Source organism: Rhodococcus sp. LW-XY12 (assembly GCF_019317345.1).
Lineage (GTDB): Bacteria > Actinomycetota > Actinomycetes > Mycobacteriales > Mycobacteriaceae > Rhodococcus > Rhodococcus pyridinivorans.
Window position 1 is genome coordinate 4717869 of sequence record NZ_CP079225.1, and the last position, 15277, is coordinate 4733145.

Sequence of the window (15277 nt, forward strand, 5' to 3'; positions counted from 1 at the left end):
GTGCAGTCACCGCCTCCAGGATGGGCATCACACGAGATACCGGATGACTTTGGAGGACGACGATGACCGCAACGACAGGACCACTCGCGGGGGTTCGGGTACTGGATATGACACGTCTGGCGCCCGGACCGTACGCGAGCATGCTGCTCGCGGACCTCGGCGCAGAAGTGATCGCAATCGGTGGTGGTCGTTCCGGGCTTCCGGTGCCCGCGCTGTCGCGAGGCAAGGAATTCATCTCGCTCGATCTCAAGACCGCCGACGGCCTCGACGCCCTGCACACCCTCGTTTCGGAAGCCGACGTCTTCATGGAAGGATTCCGCCCCGGAGTGGCAGACAAGCTGGGCGCCGGCTACGCGGAACTGTCGGCCCTCAATCCCGGACTCGTCTACTGCAGCGTGACGGGCTACGGCCAGAACGGGCCCATGGCGCAGCGCGCCGGGCACGACATCAACTACCTGGCCATCGCCGGTGCCCTCGGGACCTTCGGCCCCTCGGATCACCCGCCGACACTGCCGCTGAACCTGGTCGCCGACTTCGCAGGCGGCGGATTGCTGTCGGCATTCGGCATCATGTCCGCCCTCTACGACCGCACGCGTACAGGCAAAGGCCGGTACATCGATGCCGCCATGGTCGACGGCGTGCTGTCGATGATGGGAATGAACTTCGTCGACTGGCAGACGCCGACGCTGCCCGGACGTGGACACGGCGTACTGACCGGATCGATGCCGTTCTATCGATGCTACCGCTGCTCCGACGATCGCTACGTCGCAGTCGGGGCACTCGAGACCGCCTTCTTCGAACGGTTGTGGACCACCCTCGACCTCGGCGCCGTTCCGAACCATTTCGACGAGTCCACCTGGGACCACATCGAAAAGTCACTGACCACAGCATTCGAGACGAAGACGATGGCGGAGTGGACCACAGTGTTCGCCGATGTCGATGCCTGCGTGACACCGGTACTCGAACCGCACGAACTGGCCACCTTCGATCAGATCGTCGCCCGGGACCCGGACTTCGCACTGGATTCGGTCCCCGTGGTCCCGGTGTTCTCCGACGGCCCGACACGGCGCGCCACCGACACCCACGTCAAGACCGAGGAAGTGCTGCGCCGTGCCGGTGTCGCCGAAGACCTCGCCCACCGGGCGGCCGCAGCCGGTATCCCCTCGTCCGTGACGGGTCTGAGCTGGCCCCCACTGTGACCGTCGAACTTCCGAATCATCACCTTCCCCACACAGACCAGGAGTAATTCATGAGTATCGAGTATCGCGAATTCCGCGAGAGCGTCCGCAAACTCGCGCAGACCAAGATCGCACCGCACGCCGCCGATGTGGACGACAAGGAACGATTCCCCTCGGAATCCTGGGCAGCCCTGCGCAGCAACGACCTGCCCGGACTCGCCTACCCCGAGAGCCTCGGCGGCAGTGGAGCCGACCTGCTCGCCCAGGTCATCGCTGTAGAAGAAGTCGCAGCGTCCTGTGCAAGCACGGCACTGGTCATGCTGGTCAACTGGGCCGGCACCTCCACCGTGCTCCGTCAAGGCTCCGACGAACTCAAGCAACTGGTGGTACCGAACGTCGCATCAGGCGCCGCCGGCGCCGCATGGTGCATGACCGAGCCGCGCGTGGGCTCGGACCTGTCGGCGATCGCAACGACCGCAACCCAGGATGGGTCCGACTGGATCCTCAACGGTCAGAAGCGGTTCATCAGCAATGCGCCGTGGGCCGACTGGTACGCCGTGCTGGCGAAGACCGGCGAGAAGTCACTCGGCATCTTCATGGTGCACAAGGACGACACCGGCGTCAGTTTCGGCGCTCCCGAAAAGAAGATGGGTATGCGCGGCAGCCCCACGACCGACGTGAACTTAGACGAGTGCCGACTGCCCGCCGTCCGGGTCGTCAACGACCCCTATCAGGGGTTCGCGTACATCTCCGAGGAACTGAACGTCAGCCGGGCACTCATCGCCGCGCAGGCTCTCGGCATCGCACAGGGCGCATTCGATGCCGCCGTGTCGTACACGACCGACCGCGAGCAGTTCGGCCAGTCCATCTCCCGCTTCCAGCTTCTGCGCGGCATGGTCGCCGATATGGCCGTCAAGATCGAGTCGGCCCGCACGCTGCTGTACGACGCAGCCCGTCTCATCGACGACGGGGAACCGGCGGGACGGACGAAGGCGGCCATGGCGAAGCTGCTGTGCAGCGACACCGCCATGTCGGTGACCACCGATGCGCTCCAACTGCACGGCGGATACGGCTATGTCCGTGATTATCCGGTCGAGCGGATGATGCGCGACGCCAAGATCACCCAGATCTACGAGGGCACCAACCAGATCCAGCGACTCATCATCGCCAAGTCGGTATACGGAAAGTAGGCGCACCGTGCACCACCCCCAGCAACAACAAGCGCTGAGCGGCATCCGGGTCCTCGACCTCGGCGAGATCATGCAGGCGCCCGTGGCCGCGCAGGTTCTCGGCGACCTCGGCGCCGAAGTGATCAAGGTCGAGCGCGGTGTCAACGGAGACATGCTGCGAGGCCTCGATCGCGAGTCACTCGACGAAGGTCGCCCCAGTGCCTACTTCGCCGCGGTCAACCGCAACAAGCGCAGCATCGCACTGAACCTGAAAACCTCTGAGGGGCAGGACATTCTCCATCAGCTCCTCGCGGAGGCGGATGTTCTCATCCACAGCTACCGGACCGCGGCAGTCGAACGACTGGGCTTGACCTACGACGATCTGCACGAGCGCTATCCTCGGCTCGTCTACGGCACTGCGACCGGATTCGGCGAGACCGGGCCATACGCCCACAAAGCAGGCCAGGACATGCTCGCGCAGGCACTGAGCGGAATGGCACGCGCGTGCGGCGACCCGTCGATCTCGGCATACGTACATCCGGTACCGACCGTGGACTACGCCTCGGGTATGGCCCTCGCCCAGGGAATCTTGGCAGCACTGTTCGAACGCGAGCGCTCCGGCCGCGGCCAGAAGGTCAGCGTCAACCTCTTCGATACAGCACTGGCCCTGCAGACTCTCGAAAGCTCCACACTGCTGGCGTACCAGCGTGAGACCAACTGGGTCAGCGACTGGTACAGCGGCATCTTCGAAACGACCGACGGTCTGCTCTTGGTACTCGGCCTGTTCCGCGAGAACGCTCTGGGTCTGGCATGCAAAGCTCTCGACATCGACGATCTGTCCGTCCAGCCGACGTTCGCCACACCACAGCTCCAGGCAGAGAACAAAGAGGCCGCCAACGCGGTTCTGCGTCCGCTGGTCGCACAGTTGAGCACCGCCGAGGCGGCACAGTTGTTCGACGGGGTCGATCTGCTGTGCGCACCGCTGCTCACCCTGCAAGAAGCGCTCGATCATCCCCAGACGCGGCACAACGGCACGCTCGTCGACGTCGAGATCGAGGGTGTGCGCACCACCCGGTTGATGGGCAACCCTGTCACGTTGTCCCGCACCCCCGCCCAGGTGCACCGTGGGGTGCCGGCGGTCAGTGAACATGCCGACGAAATCCTCCATGAGCTCGGTATCTCCGAGTCCGATGTCCAGACCTTGCGCAATAAGGGAGTGATCCGATGAGTAATGCGATGCAGACGGACCCGACGAGCCCGACCACCGGCACCGCCACCGCGATGGTGCTCGAAGGCTTCGGACAGACCATGACCGCGACGACGTTTCCGCGCGTGACCCCCGATGCCGGTGCGGTCGTCGTCGACGTCACGCACGCGGGAATCTGCGGAACCGACATCCACCTGCAGCAAGGTCGCCTGCCCATTCCGGTACCGCTCATCCTCGGACACGAGGCGGTCGGTCGCGTACACGCCCTCGGCGAGGGAGTCACCACCGATGCCCGGGGCGAGCAACTGCACGTCGGGGACGCGATCTCATGGGCGTCCAACATCCCCTGCGGGCACTGCTACTACTGCCAGGACCAGCACGAACCGTCGCTGTGCGAGACCCGCAAGGTGTACGGCATCAACCAGTCGTCGGCCGACTGGCCCCATCTGTCGGGTGGGTGGTCCGAACAGATCTACCTCCAGCCCGGCTCGACGATCATCCGCATCCCGTCCTCGGTGACCCCGCAGCAGGTGATCGCACTCGGCTGCGCCGGCCCGACGGCTGTGCACGCCGTGAACGATATCGCCAAGCCGCAGACAGGTGATGTCGTCGTGGTCCAGGGCAGCGGACCGGTCGGCCTGGCCTGCGCCATGTACGCCACACTCGCCGGCGCAGCGAAAGTGATCATCGTCGGCGGGCCGGCCAACCGTCTCGAGGTCGCGCAGGCCGCCGGCATCGGCGACATCCACATCGACATCTTCACCGAGACCGATCAAGAGGCCCGTCTGGAACGGATCCTCGCGCACACACCGGACGGGCGCGGCGCCGACGTCGTCATCGAGGCCACCGGCGTCCCGACCGCAGTAGCCGAAGGCATCGACCTCGCCCGCCGCGGCGGCAAGTACCTCGTCGTCGGGCAGTACACCGACCACGGCACCACTCCGATCAACCCCCACTACATCACCAAAAAGCAGCTGCAGGTGCTGGGAAGCTGGGCGTTCTCTCCGCAGAACCACCTCGAATACGTCGAATCCCTCCCCCGGCTGACCGCCCACTTCGATCTCGCGTCGATGGTCACCGAATACCCGCTCACCGAGGCGGACGATGCCATGACCGATATGCGGGACGGGCGCACGCTCAAGTCGGTCCTCACCACCGGAGGCCGGTCGTGACCAACTCCCGGTACACCGCGGCGATCGAGGCGATGCTAGAGCGGATCGACTCGACCGCCAAGCAGACCGACGGCACCTTCCCGCACTACGGCGACATCGAATCCGGCGAATGGACCACCACCGCCGACGGAAACTGGACCGGAGGATTCTGGGGTGGCCTGGCCGCACTCGGCTTCGCCGCCTCGGGTGACAAGCGCCTGGCGCACCTCGCCGACGACATCACCGCGCAGATCCTGCCCCGGCAGAATTCCGACACCGCATTCCGCGGTTTCCTCTTCTGGTACGGGGCCGCAGTCAACCACCTCGTCACCGGAAGCGACGACGCGGCGCAGACCGCTCTGGCAGGTGCCCACGGCCTGCTCACCAGCTTCAACGATCGCGCCGGCATCATCCCACTCGGAGCAGAAGCAGAAGAAGCAGAGGCGGTCGGAGAAGGCGCCGCGAACATCGACGCCGTCCCGGGCACTGTCGCGCTGCTGTCGTGGGCCTCGGCACATACCGGCGACCCGCGCTTCCTCGACGCCGCGATCCGCCACGCGCAGCGGCACATCGAACTGTGCATCCGCACCGATGGCTCGGTCTGCCAGTCGGCACGATTCGACACATCCAATGGTGCACTGCTGGATCGCTACACCCACAAGGGCATGAACGCCGACAGTACCTGGGGCCGGGCACAGGCGTGGGCGATGGTGGCATACGCCCAGGCTGCGCAGTGGGCATCGCCGTCCTTCCTGCCGACCGCCGTCCGACTGGCCGAATGGTGGCTCGACCGCACACCGAACGGCGGCGTCGTGTCCTGGGACTTCGACGCCGGCACCGGTCCGGACGTACCGATCGACACCTCCGCCACGGCCATCGCCGCTGCCGCGCTGCTCAAGCTCGATCGGCTCGTCCCTGAGCGGACCGACTTCCGGGACCGGGCCGTCGCCCATGTCGAGGCACTCCTCGATCACCTCACCCCCACCGGACCACACGACAGCAGACCGGCCGGGATCCTGATGGACGGTTGCTTCGACAAACGCCGCGACTTCGCGACCCGAAACGAACTGATCTGGGGCGACTACTTCTTGCTCGAGTGCCTGATCAACCTGAACAACCGGTCCGATACGCTGAAGTTGTGACCGAACCACCATGACGGGTCACCCGAGACCCCGGAAAGAAGATCGAGGAAAGCCGGTGTCGGAAAATACACCTACTGCAGCTCACGAGTTCACCCACTCGGACCTCAAACCGTCGATCCTCGACAATCTCGCACTTTCGCGCGCCGAGCTGCTGGTTCTGACCGACGAAGCGTCGGCGATGACCACAGCAGGCCAGCGGATCCGGGAGATCGGCGACTTCGACATGTCGCTCATCGGGCGCGTCGAGGTCGATGGGGTGATGGTTCACCGCAGTTGGCAGGGCACGAAGAGCAACGCTCTGCACCGACTGGTGGTGCCGGAAGGGATCGGGCTCGGCGGCAAGAGCATCATGCTCCAACAACCCGTCTGGGTACGGGACTATCTGTCCGATCCTGGAATCACCCACGACTTCGACGCGCTCGTCGAACAGGAGTCACTGCGAGGAATGCTTGCCGTGCCCATGGCTTATGAAGGCCATGTACTCGGCGCCATGTATGTCGGCACCCGCGAATATTCGTCCTTCGGTGATCGAGTCATCGCAGAGATCCAATCGATCGCCGAAACGGCCGCCGTCACTCTCCTCAGCGCCCAAAGGGCCGCCACCCAGACAGAACTCGCCCTCGAAGCCGAACGGAAACGGCTCGCCGAATCCCTACACGATTCCGTGAGCCCGGTCCTTTTCCGGATCGGTGCCGAACTGCAGAGCCTGCGCGCCCTCGCTGACGCGCAGGCGATCCACGATCGCCTGCAGGAGATCACCGAACAGGTACACGCCGTCAATGCTTCCATCCGCAGATCGCTGACCGACCTCACCGCGCGGCCCCCCGAACGGAATCTTCCGGTCGGCATCGAGGAGGACTGCCAGGCATTCACGCTCCGGACCGGTATCCCGGCCCGTTTCGTGCCACTGACCGAATCCCCCGACCTCGATGTCAGCCGCGTCGAGGCACTCCAACGCCTTGTTCGCGAAGCGCTGGTCAACGTGGAGAAACACGCCGACGCGTCCACTGTGGTGGTCAGCTTGTCGGCGCGGTCGGGCAAGGTGACGGTCGTCATCAGCGACGACGGCCGGGGCGTCGACGGCACCGACGATCCGATGCGAGGAAGCCAGCTGGGGCTCGGATTGGCTGCAGGGCGCCTCGAGCGGCTCGGGGGCGGTATGTCGGTGGTCAGCGACGACGAAAGCGGCACCACCGTGCGCGGCTGGGTAGACGCTCTGGAGGGACCGAGCACATGACCGCGCCACCGAAGACCATCCGCATCCTCGTCGTCGACGATCATCCGATCGTGCGTGGCGGCGTGGAACTACTCGCCCGCGAGGACACCGACCTCGAAGTCGTGGGAGGTGCACTGACCGGCTCTGCCGCGGTCGAATTGGCCCGCACCCTGTCCGTCGACGTCATCCTCCTCGATCTTCGGCTCCCCGATATCCCTGCACCGGAACTGATTCCGCGTCTTCGTCGAGTCGCGCCGCACGCGCGGATACTGCTGTTCACCGCGTTCGCCGATCACGGTGCCATCGATCTACTGATGGAAGCAGGCGCCGACGGCTGCCTCGTCAAGGACATCAGCGGACAGGACTTCGCCACAGCCATTCACCGTGTGTCCAGCGGAATCCGGGTGGTCGACCCGAGGTTGACGGGACCACGAAAAGTCGTGACCTCCGAGGCGCTGTACCGGGCCGGCCTGACCCGGCGCGAGTACGAAGTGCTGCGTTTTGCGGCCATGGGTCACAGCAATCCCGAAATCGCTCAGGAACTGTCTCTCACCCGCAACACCGTGAAGACCTATCTGCAGAGCGCCATGCAGAAACTGAACGCGCGCAATCGCGTCGAAGCCATTGCACGCGCTCACGAACTTCGCTTGCTCTGAATCGAATTCGCTATACCCGGAGCGCACTCCACCTCTCCACATGGAGATGTTATGTGTTCTGGGTCACCCATATATTGAGCCGCAGAAATCATCTCGCGCTCGCGGCAACGGAGGCCCCACATGCCAAAAATGTCCCAAACATCGAAAGTAGGCTTTGCCAGCGGTGTCGGCACAACAGTCGAATGGTACGACTTCTTCATCTACGGCACCGCAGCCGGACTCGTCTTCAACAAGATCTTCTTCCCCGAGTTCGACTCTCTGATCGGCACTCTGCTCGCGTTTGCCACGTTCTCTGCCGCCTTCGTGGCGCGCCCGCTCGGCGGAGTGGTGTTCGGTCACTTCGGTGACCGGATCGGACGCAAGTCCATGCTCGTGATCACCTTGACCATCATGGGCTTGACCACTCTCGGAGTCGGGCTGCTCCCGAGCTACGAGACCATCGGCGTCGCCGCACCGATCATCCTCGTCACCTTGCGTTTCGTGCAGGGTCTCGCACTCGGTGGTGAGATCGGCGGGGCGATCCTCATGGCCGTCGAACACGCTCCCGCCGACAAACGCGGCTACTACGGCAGCTGGGTGCAGATGGGCGTGCCGGCAGGACTGATGCTCGGTAACACGGTCTTTTTGTTGATGGCCGGACTGTCTCCCGAAGCATTCGAATCCTGGGGATGGCGCGTTCCCTTCCTGATCGGCGGCGCATTCGTCGCGATCGGCCTGTTCGTCCGACTGCATGTCGGCGAAAGCCCGAACTTCGCCCGCGTCAAGAAGAACGCACAGTTGGAGAAGCTGCCCATCGGGGTGGTCCTTCGCCACTACCCCAAGCAGGTCCTCCTGACCTGTGGTGCCTACTTCGCCATCGGCGTCACCTTCTACGGCACTACGGTATTCGGCCTCAGCTACGGCGTCACGCAGGTCGGCTACACCCGAAACCAGATGCTGACACTCGTCCTCGTCGCCATGGCGGTCACGTTCGTCGCACTACCGTTGTTCGGCAAGCTGTCGGACGCCTACGGCCGAAAGCCGGTCTTCCTCGCCGGGGTTCTCGCCATGCTGCTGTTCACCTTCCCCTGGTTCTGGCTGGTCAACTCCGGATCCTTCGCGCTGGCGATGATCGGGTTCGTGGTGTTCTGCCTCGCCTTCGCCACCTCCTACGGTCCCCTCGCAGCCTTCTTCGCCGAATCCTTCGACACCCGCATCCGCTACACCGGAATCTCCTTCGGCTACACGATCGGCACCCTCGCCTCGAGCGCTCCCGCACCGATCGTCGCCACCTACCTGCTCGATCGCACCGGCTCGTACGTCGCCGTGGCGCTGTTCATGGTCGCAATGTGCGCCGTCTCCGTCGTCTGCGTGATCGCCATGCGCGAGACCTACCGACAGGACCTGTCCGACAACGACGAAACCTCCGGACAGGAACAACTGTCACCGACCTCTCACTGAGCACGCTCACGCACCGGTCCCCGGTCGCCGACGCCCCGCCCCCTTCGGCCGGCCGCCGATTCGTCCGCACACGATCCCACGGCCGTGGACCTCGACAGACATCCATCCCACCCCGATTCCCGGGGGCGCGGAACTCCTCCCCCCGCGCCCCCGGCACCCTCGAAACGAGTCCAGATGAGCATCGCCGAACCGTCGCTGCACCCGTTGGCTCTACCCACCACCTCACTGCGTGTCCTGGTCACCGGCGTCGAACAGAACGAAGGCGCCCACGTGGCCCGAACGTTGGCAGCCGCTGGACACCACGTGTTCACGCACAGCTTCACCCTCGATGCTGCCGAGTACCTCGCCGGCCGAGTCGCCGATGACGACGGGATCGCTCATCCGGTCGCGGCCGATCTGACCCTCGAATCCGACGTCGACAACATGTTCACCCACCTCGAGCGACGATATGGCGGCATCGACGCGCTCGTGCACACCGCATGGCTACCCGGCCCGGAAACAGCATGCCACTCACTGAGCGAGATCCGCCCCGCCGACTGGGGCCGGTTCACCTACGACCACATGGCGTTGTTGTTCCACACGACCAGACGTGCTGCCGTATCCCTCCACCGCACCGGCGGCATCGGATCGATCGTCACCGTCACCGGCCTGGACACGCTCCGCAGAATCACCGACACCGATCGAGGACCGGCGCGAGACTCCATGGACGGTGCAATCGAATCCTTCGCTCTCGCCGCCGGACGTGAACTCGGCAGTAACCTCTTGCGGATCAACAATATTCGTCTGGTACCCACCCCGACTCCGGAGACAAGTGTCACCGCTGCTGCCCCGATACGCCTCGAAGCGGTGCTGCCGGAGCTGATCGACCCAACATCCGATATCGGCTCCGGTGGCATCTTCACTGCCTACACCTCGTTCCCTGCACCTGTGCGGTGATCGGCGTCGGCCCGATGTCCCCATTCGTTGTCATCGGCGCGTCGAATGTTGCCCGGCTCGTGTGCGCGTCGCTCACCCAACGCCACTTCGATGTTGTCCACCTCGATGCACCCGACGACCCGGAACTTCTGCAGATCACCCAGCACGACCCGGCCGGGGTCGCCGTCGTCACCCACGACGACGCGGTCGCCGTCCGTTATGCCCTCGCCATCGCCCACATCAGTCCCCACACACCGATGGTCGTGACCGTCTTCGATCGCACCATCGCCAACCAGCTCACCCGATTGATTCCCCACTGTCAGGTAACCTCCCCCGCAGACCTCGCGACACCGTCCCTGGCCGGCCCGTGCATCGCTGCCACGATCGACGCCGCGCACACCGCGCCCGATGGCACCACACGCGTCCTCCGGCAATCCGCCCACGGTGACCAACCGACCTGGCAGCCGTTACCCCACAGCCGCACCAGCAGAATTCGCCGCCGATTCGTCCACTCCGTAGGCACACTACGATCCCACGACGCCGGCACCCGCATGCTGCTCACCGGCCTTATCGGACTGCTCGCCATCCTCCTGATCGATTGGATATGGCTCACCGTCGGCAAAGGCCATCACTGGGTCGAGTCCCTCAAAGAAGCAGTCCAGGTCGTCGCCACCGTCGGTCCCGCACCGGCCTCACACGGCGACCACACCTATGACGTGTTCGCGGCTCTGGCGATGTTGGCGGCGATCGTGTTCACCGCCATGTTCACCGCCGGGATAATCGAACGTCTGCTCGGAACCAGCCTCATCGGCTTGATCGGTCAACGGGTTCTCCCCCGCCGCAACCACGTCATCGTCGTCGGATTGGGACAGGTCGGTCTCCGGTTGTGCCTCGAACTCCGCAAACTCGGCATCCCCGTCGTCGCCATCGAACGCGACGATCGAGCCCGCAATCTGCGCCTGGCCCGAGCACTGAACATTCCCACCATCGTCGGGCACGGTACCGACAGAACCCTCCTCGAACGCGCCCGCCTCGACCGGGCCCGATGCCTTGCCGCCGTGGGCTCCGACGACCGTGACAACATCGCCGTGTCCGTAGCAGCCCATGGAGTGCACCCCGACGCCAGACTCGTCCTCAGAGCCGGCGAACACGAAGCCCTCACCGACACCGGATCCCTCCTCCCGCTAGGGATCACCAGGAATGTCGCAACCTTGAGTGCAACCTTCGTCGTCGCCCGACTGCTCGGTCTCGACGCACACCGTGTGGTAGTCGCAAACGACACGATCCACCTCGAACTCGACGGGTCCTTCGAACAGTTCGTCCTCGCCGCACGACACCATTGCCCCCATGTCACCGGGACAGATGCTCACTACCCCTCGTTCGAGGTACGACTCCGACGAGCGCCTTCGAGGCAGCGCACATCAACATGGCACGAATCCGGAGCCGACAGACAATAGCGTCGACGATTGTCCAGTCATGCAGCGCTGGCGAGTTTCCTCCGTCGCACTGTGACCGCCAGCGACATTGGGAACTCACCCGACTCCTTACGTGGGCACACCGCCCGTTTCGGCTCCAATCGACTCGTGCCCCGCCACATCCTCGAAGGCCGGAACGGTGGGCGCGTTCAAGTACACCGTGCTGCCGGCGGCCCTGAACTGGTCGGACATATGTTGCATCCCGGCGACGGCGGCCTGGTCGGCGGCGTCACCGAACCTGGTCCGGATGTCTTGGGAGATACGCATCGAGCAGAACTTCGGCCCACACATCGAGCAGAAGTGCGCTGTCTTGGCCGGTTCGGCCGGAAGCGTCTCGTCATGGAACTGCTCGGCCGTATCCGGATCCAGCGACAGAGCGAACTGATCCCGCCACCGAAACTCGAAACGCGCCTTCGACAACGCGTCGTCGCGCTCGACGGTACCGGGATGGCCCTTGGCGATGTCGGCGGCATGAGCGGCGATCTTGTACGTGATGACCCCGGTCTTCACGTCGTCCCGATTCGGCAGTCCCAGATGCTCCTTCGGGGTGACATAACACAGCATCGCGGTGCCATGGCGGGCGATCTCGGTGGCCCCGATCGCGGAGGTGATGTGGTCGTAGCCCGGAGCAATGTCGGTCACCAGCGGCCCCAGGGTGTAGAAAGGCGCTCCATGACATAGCTTCTGCTGACGCTCCACATTTTCCCGCACCCGATGGATCGGGATGTGGCCAGGGCCTTCGACCATCACCTGAACGTCGTGAGCCCAGGCACGGGTGGTCAGTTCGGCAAGGGTGTCCAGTTCGGCGTACTGCGCGGCGTCGTTGGCGTCGGCGATCGACCCCGGTCGCAGCCCGTCCCCGAGGGAAAATGCCACGTCGTAGCGGGCGAAGATCTCGCACAGTTCGTCGAAGTGGGTGTAGAGAAAATTTTCCTCGTGATGGGCGAGGCACCAACCGGCCATGATCGACCCACCTCGGGAGACGATGCCGGTGAGCCGCTCGGCCGTGAGCGGTACGTAGCGCAGCAGCACTCCGGCGTGGATGGTCATGTAGTCCACACCCTGCTCACACTGCTCGATCACGTTGTCGCGGAAGATCTCCCACGTCAGCGCATCGGCCTGGCCGGCGACCTTCTCCAGAGCCTGGTAGATCGGCACCGTGCCGATCGGCACCGGGGAGTTGCGAATGATCCATTCTCGGGTGGTGTGGATATCTTCGCCGGTGGACAGGTCCATCACAGTGTCCGCGCCCCAACGGGTGGCCCAGCGCATCTTGTCGACTTCGTCGACGATGGAGCTGGTAACCGCTGAGTTGCCGATGTTGGCATTGATCTTCACCAGGAAGGACTTGCCGATGATCATCGGCTCGGACTCGGGGTGGTTGACGTTGGCGGGGATGATCGCCCGACCCGCCGCCACCTCCGAGCGCACCAGTTCCACGTCGCAGTTCTCCCGCAGCGCCACGAACCGCATTTCCTGGGTGATGATCCCCGCCCGGGCATAGTGCATCTGCGTGACCGTCCGGCCTGTCTTCGCTCGCACCGGGACAGGTCGGGGCCCCTTCCACTCCTGGGACGCCTCTCCACGCCGCACAGCCGAGCGGCCATCGTCGAGCAGATCCCGTTCTCGCCCCGGGTAGTGCTCGACGTCGCCGCGAGCAGCAATCCAGTCGGCGCGCGTCGGCGGGAGCCCGACCAGCGGATCGCTACCGGGACCTGCAGTGCGGTAGACCTGCAGCGGCGGGTTCGGCACCCCGCCGGGAGAGTCGTTCAAGCGGATCTCTGTGACAGGTACACGCAGGCCGTGTTCCTCGTCGAGGACATAGCTCAGGGCATGCGAATTGGATGCACTCATCGGAATCGTTCCTACTTCCTTCGCCGGCATTACCCGGGCAGGTTCGACGGTCGCAGGCTGCCTCAGCCCGATCTCAGCCCCTGCAATAGGGCTCCCGTGGGGACGTCACAGACCCTAACACCCGACTCGTCTCGCTGCAGATGTAGCTGGTCCGGTCGTCGGAGCGGTGCGAAGTCGGCCCGTCCTGTACGAGCTACGAGGAGGTACTCTTCTATACGTCATCGACTGTTGACTCGAGGAGATCGGGATCTCGTCCGCACAGCTGGCCTTCGATGGGGACTGCTGCACGATTCGGCGACAGTTTCGGTCACGCAGCCTGTGCGACTGGTGTGGTCATGATGGTTTCGAACTCGACCGGCGTCGATCGGGGGAGAGGCAGGTCCGGGACACCAGCAGGTCGACGGTCACGCCGAGAGGCCGTAATGCTTCGGCGATCTCTTCGAAGTGTTGCGCCGAGCGAGAATATCGGTCGGGGCCATGAGGACCGCCTGAAAGCCGCCTTCGATTACCAGTAACGCAAACGCAGTGGCTGCCAGGACAGGGGCCTTTCCGGCGCCGACGTCTCCCTGCAGCAGCCGATTCGTCGGCCGGAGGCGGTCATGTCGGTGTGGATATCGGCTATCACCCGCAGCTGTGCACCTGTGGGTGTACGGCAGGCCGGCCAACCATGCATCGAGCAGTCGCCCGGTGGGCTTGTGGGCGATGCCGACTTCTGCGGCTTGTGCGTTTCGAAGCACTCCGAGGGCAAGCTGCGACCGCAGGAGTTCGTCATAGGCCTGTCCGTCCCGTCCCTTTTCTGCGTGCTGTTTGGATGCGGGGACATGGACAGCGCGTAGCGCGGTCAGCTGCGACGGCAGCTTCCGTTGAGCCAGCAAGGTCGAGGGATTCGGGTCATCCAGCTTCGGGAGTCGGCGGCGTGCATCGACCGCGGCACGGCGCAGCATCCACGTGTCCACCTCATGTTTCTGCGATTGGGGTAGATCGCGAGCAGTGGTGCGGTGGATTCGCTCATCGGTTCCAACAGTGGTGAGGTCATCTGCAATGCGCCGTTGAAGAACATGGCGGAGACTCGGGTGTTTTCGTCCGCGAGTTGGAATCGCACGTAACATTTTCCCCAGTTCCCCGTATGCTCACGAGTCGTGCGTATCGATCAGGTGTGGCGTTATCCGGTGAAATCGTTCGGAGGAGAACGGATCGACGCCGCAGCGATCGAAGCGGACGGTGTGCGCGGCGACCACCTGTGGGCGCTGGTCGACGCCGAAACCGGAAACATCGCGAGTGCGAAGCGTTTCCGACGCTACGGACTGCTGTTGACCTGCTCCGCACGACTTCTGAACGACGACGACCCCCGCGATCCGGCGGCACTCGAACTCACGCTCGCCGACGGCACGGTGGTGCGCGGCGACGATCCCGAGGTCGACGACCTGCTGTCGAAGCTGCTCGGTCACGACGTGCGGCTCGAACCGCGCGACCGCACCTACGACGAGGCGCCGGTGCATCTCGTCTCCCGCTCCGCGGTCGAAGCGCTCGGCACCGGCGACCCCACCGATGTCGCGTTGCGGCGGTTCCGGCCGCAGCTGGTCGTCGACACTCCGGACACGACCGGTTTCGTGGAGGACGAATGGATCGGCCGACGGGTGTCGGTGGGCTCGGCAGTCCTCGAACCGCACAAGCGCACCGCGCGGTGCGTCATGGTGACGCTCCCCCATCAGGAGGTTCCCGCGCGGCGCGACATGCTGCGTGAGGTGATGACCGCGCATCAGGTGCCCAATGTGCCGGAGGGCAAGCCGATGCCGTGCATCGGTGTCTACGCGACCGTCCCGACTCCCGGCGACATCACCGTCGGCGACGAAGTCCGGATCGGGTAGACCGGG

General features: G+C 64.6%; 13 protein-coding genes and 1 riboswitch. Of the genes, 11 read left to right on the forward strand and 2 right to left on the reverse strand.

From position 1 onward, the window contains the following. Positions 1-62: 62 nt before the first annotated feature. From KXC42_RS21620 to KXC42_RS21665, 10 genes are all read left to right on the forward strand, one after another. Positions 63-1199, forward strand: coding sequence for a CaiB/BaiF CoA-transferase family protein (locus KXC42_RS21620; RefSeq protein ID WP_071936074.1), 1137 nt, complete (start codon positions 63-65; stop codon positions 1197-1199). Positions 1200-1249: 50 nt separating this feature from the next. Beyond that, on the forward strand, positions 1250-2368 hold the full coding sequence (locus tag KXC42_RS21625) for an acyl-CoA dehydrogenase family protein (RefSeq protein WP_219129565.1): 1119 nt from the start codon (positions 1250-1252) through the stop codon (positions 2366-2368). A 7-nt stretch (positions 2369-2375) separates the two neighbouring features. Further along, complete coding sequence (locus tag KXC42_RS21630) at positions 2376-3575, forward strand: CaiB/BaiF CoA-transferase family protein (protein ID WP_019288293.1); 1200 nt, start codon at positions 2376-2378, stop codon at positions 3573-3575. After that, positions 3572-4726 carry a zinc-binding dehydrogenase gene (locus KXC42_RS21635; protein WP_033097427.1) on the forward strand — a complete coding sequence of 385 codons (1155 nt, stop codon included), beginning with the start codon at positions 3572-3574 and terminating at the stop codon, positions 4724-4726. The genes KXC42_RS21630 and KXC42_RS21635 overlap by 4 nt, the downstream gene beginning before the upstream one ends. Further along, positions 4723-5847, forward strand: a complete 1125-nt coding sequence (locus KXC42_RS21640) for a glycoside hydrolase family 88 protein (RefSeq protein WP_006552212.1) — start codon at positions 4723-4725, stop codon at positions 5845-5847. The genes KXC42_RS21635 and KXC42_RS21640 overlap by 4 nt, the downstream gene beginning before the upstream one ends. Before the next feature lie 55 nt (positions 5848-5902). Beyond that, the gene (locus KXC42_RS21645) at positions 5903-7084 is read left to right on the forward strand and encodes a GAF domain-containing sensor histidine kinase (protein WP_024102243.1); all 1182 of its coding nucleotides are present in this window, start codon (positions 5903-5905) and stop codon (positions 7082-7084) included. Further along, on the forward strand, positions 7081-7719 hold the full coding sequence (locus tag KXC42_RS21650; RefSeq protein ID WP_006552214.1) for a response regulator transcription factor: 639 nt from the start codon (positions 7081-7083) through the stop codon (positions 7717-7719). Before KXC42_RS21645 ends, KXC42_RS21650 begins: the two co-directional genes overlap by 4 nt. 129 nt (positions 7720-7848) lie before the next feature. Then, positions 7849-9159 carry an MFS transporter gene (locus tag KXC42_RS21655; protein WP_033097428.1) on the forward strand — a complete coding sequence of 437 codons (1311 nt, stop codon included), beginning with the start codon at positions 7849-7851 and terminating at the stop codon, positions 9157-9159. 174 nt (positions 9160-9333) lie between these two features. After that, positions 9334-10095, forward strand: a complete 762-nt coding sequence (locus tag KXC42_RS21660; protein WP_219129566.1) for an SDR family oxidoreductase — start codon at positions 9334-9336, stop codon at positions 10093-10095. A 14-nt stretch (positions 10096-10109) separates the two neighbouring features. Beyond that, positions 10110-11531, forward strand: coding sequence for a TrkA family potassium uptake protein (locus tag KXC42_RS21665; protein WP_238588776.1), 1422 nt, complete (start codon positions 10110-10112; stop codon positions 11529-11531). 87 nt (positions 11532-11618) lie between these two features. On the opposite strand, the gene thiC is transcribed toward KXC42_RS21665, so the two are convergent. Then, positions 11619-13403 (reverse strand): phosphomethylpyrimidine synthase ThiC, encoded by a 1785-nt coding sequence (gene thiC / locus KXC42_RS21670; RefSeq protein WP_257605920.1) that lies wholly within the window; start codon positions 13401-13403, stop codon positions 11619-11621. Beyond that, positions 13401-13511: riboswitch (TPP riboswitch) on the reverse strand. (Overlaps the previous gene by 3 nt.) 296 nt (positions 13512-13807) lie before the next feature. Next, positions 13808-14359, reverse strand: coding sequence for a hypothetical protein (locus tag KXC42_RS21675; RefSeq protein ID WP_200358841.1), 552 nt, complete (start codon positions 14357-14359; stop codon positions 13808-13810). 183 nt (positions 14360-14542) lie between these two features. On the opposite strand from KXC42_RS21675, the gene KXC42_RS21680 reads away from it, so the two are divergent. Further along, positions 14543-15271 carry an MOSC domain-containing protein gene (locus tag KXC42_RS21680; protein ID WP_006554673.1) on the forward strand — a complete coding sequence of 243 codons (729 nt, stop codon included), beginning with the start codon at positions 14543-14545 and terminating at the stop codon, positions 15269-15271. The last annotated feature ends 6 nt before the right edge of the window (positions 15272-15277 follow it).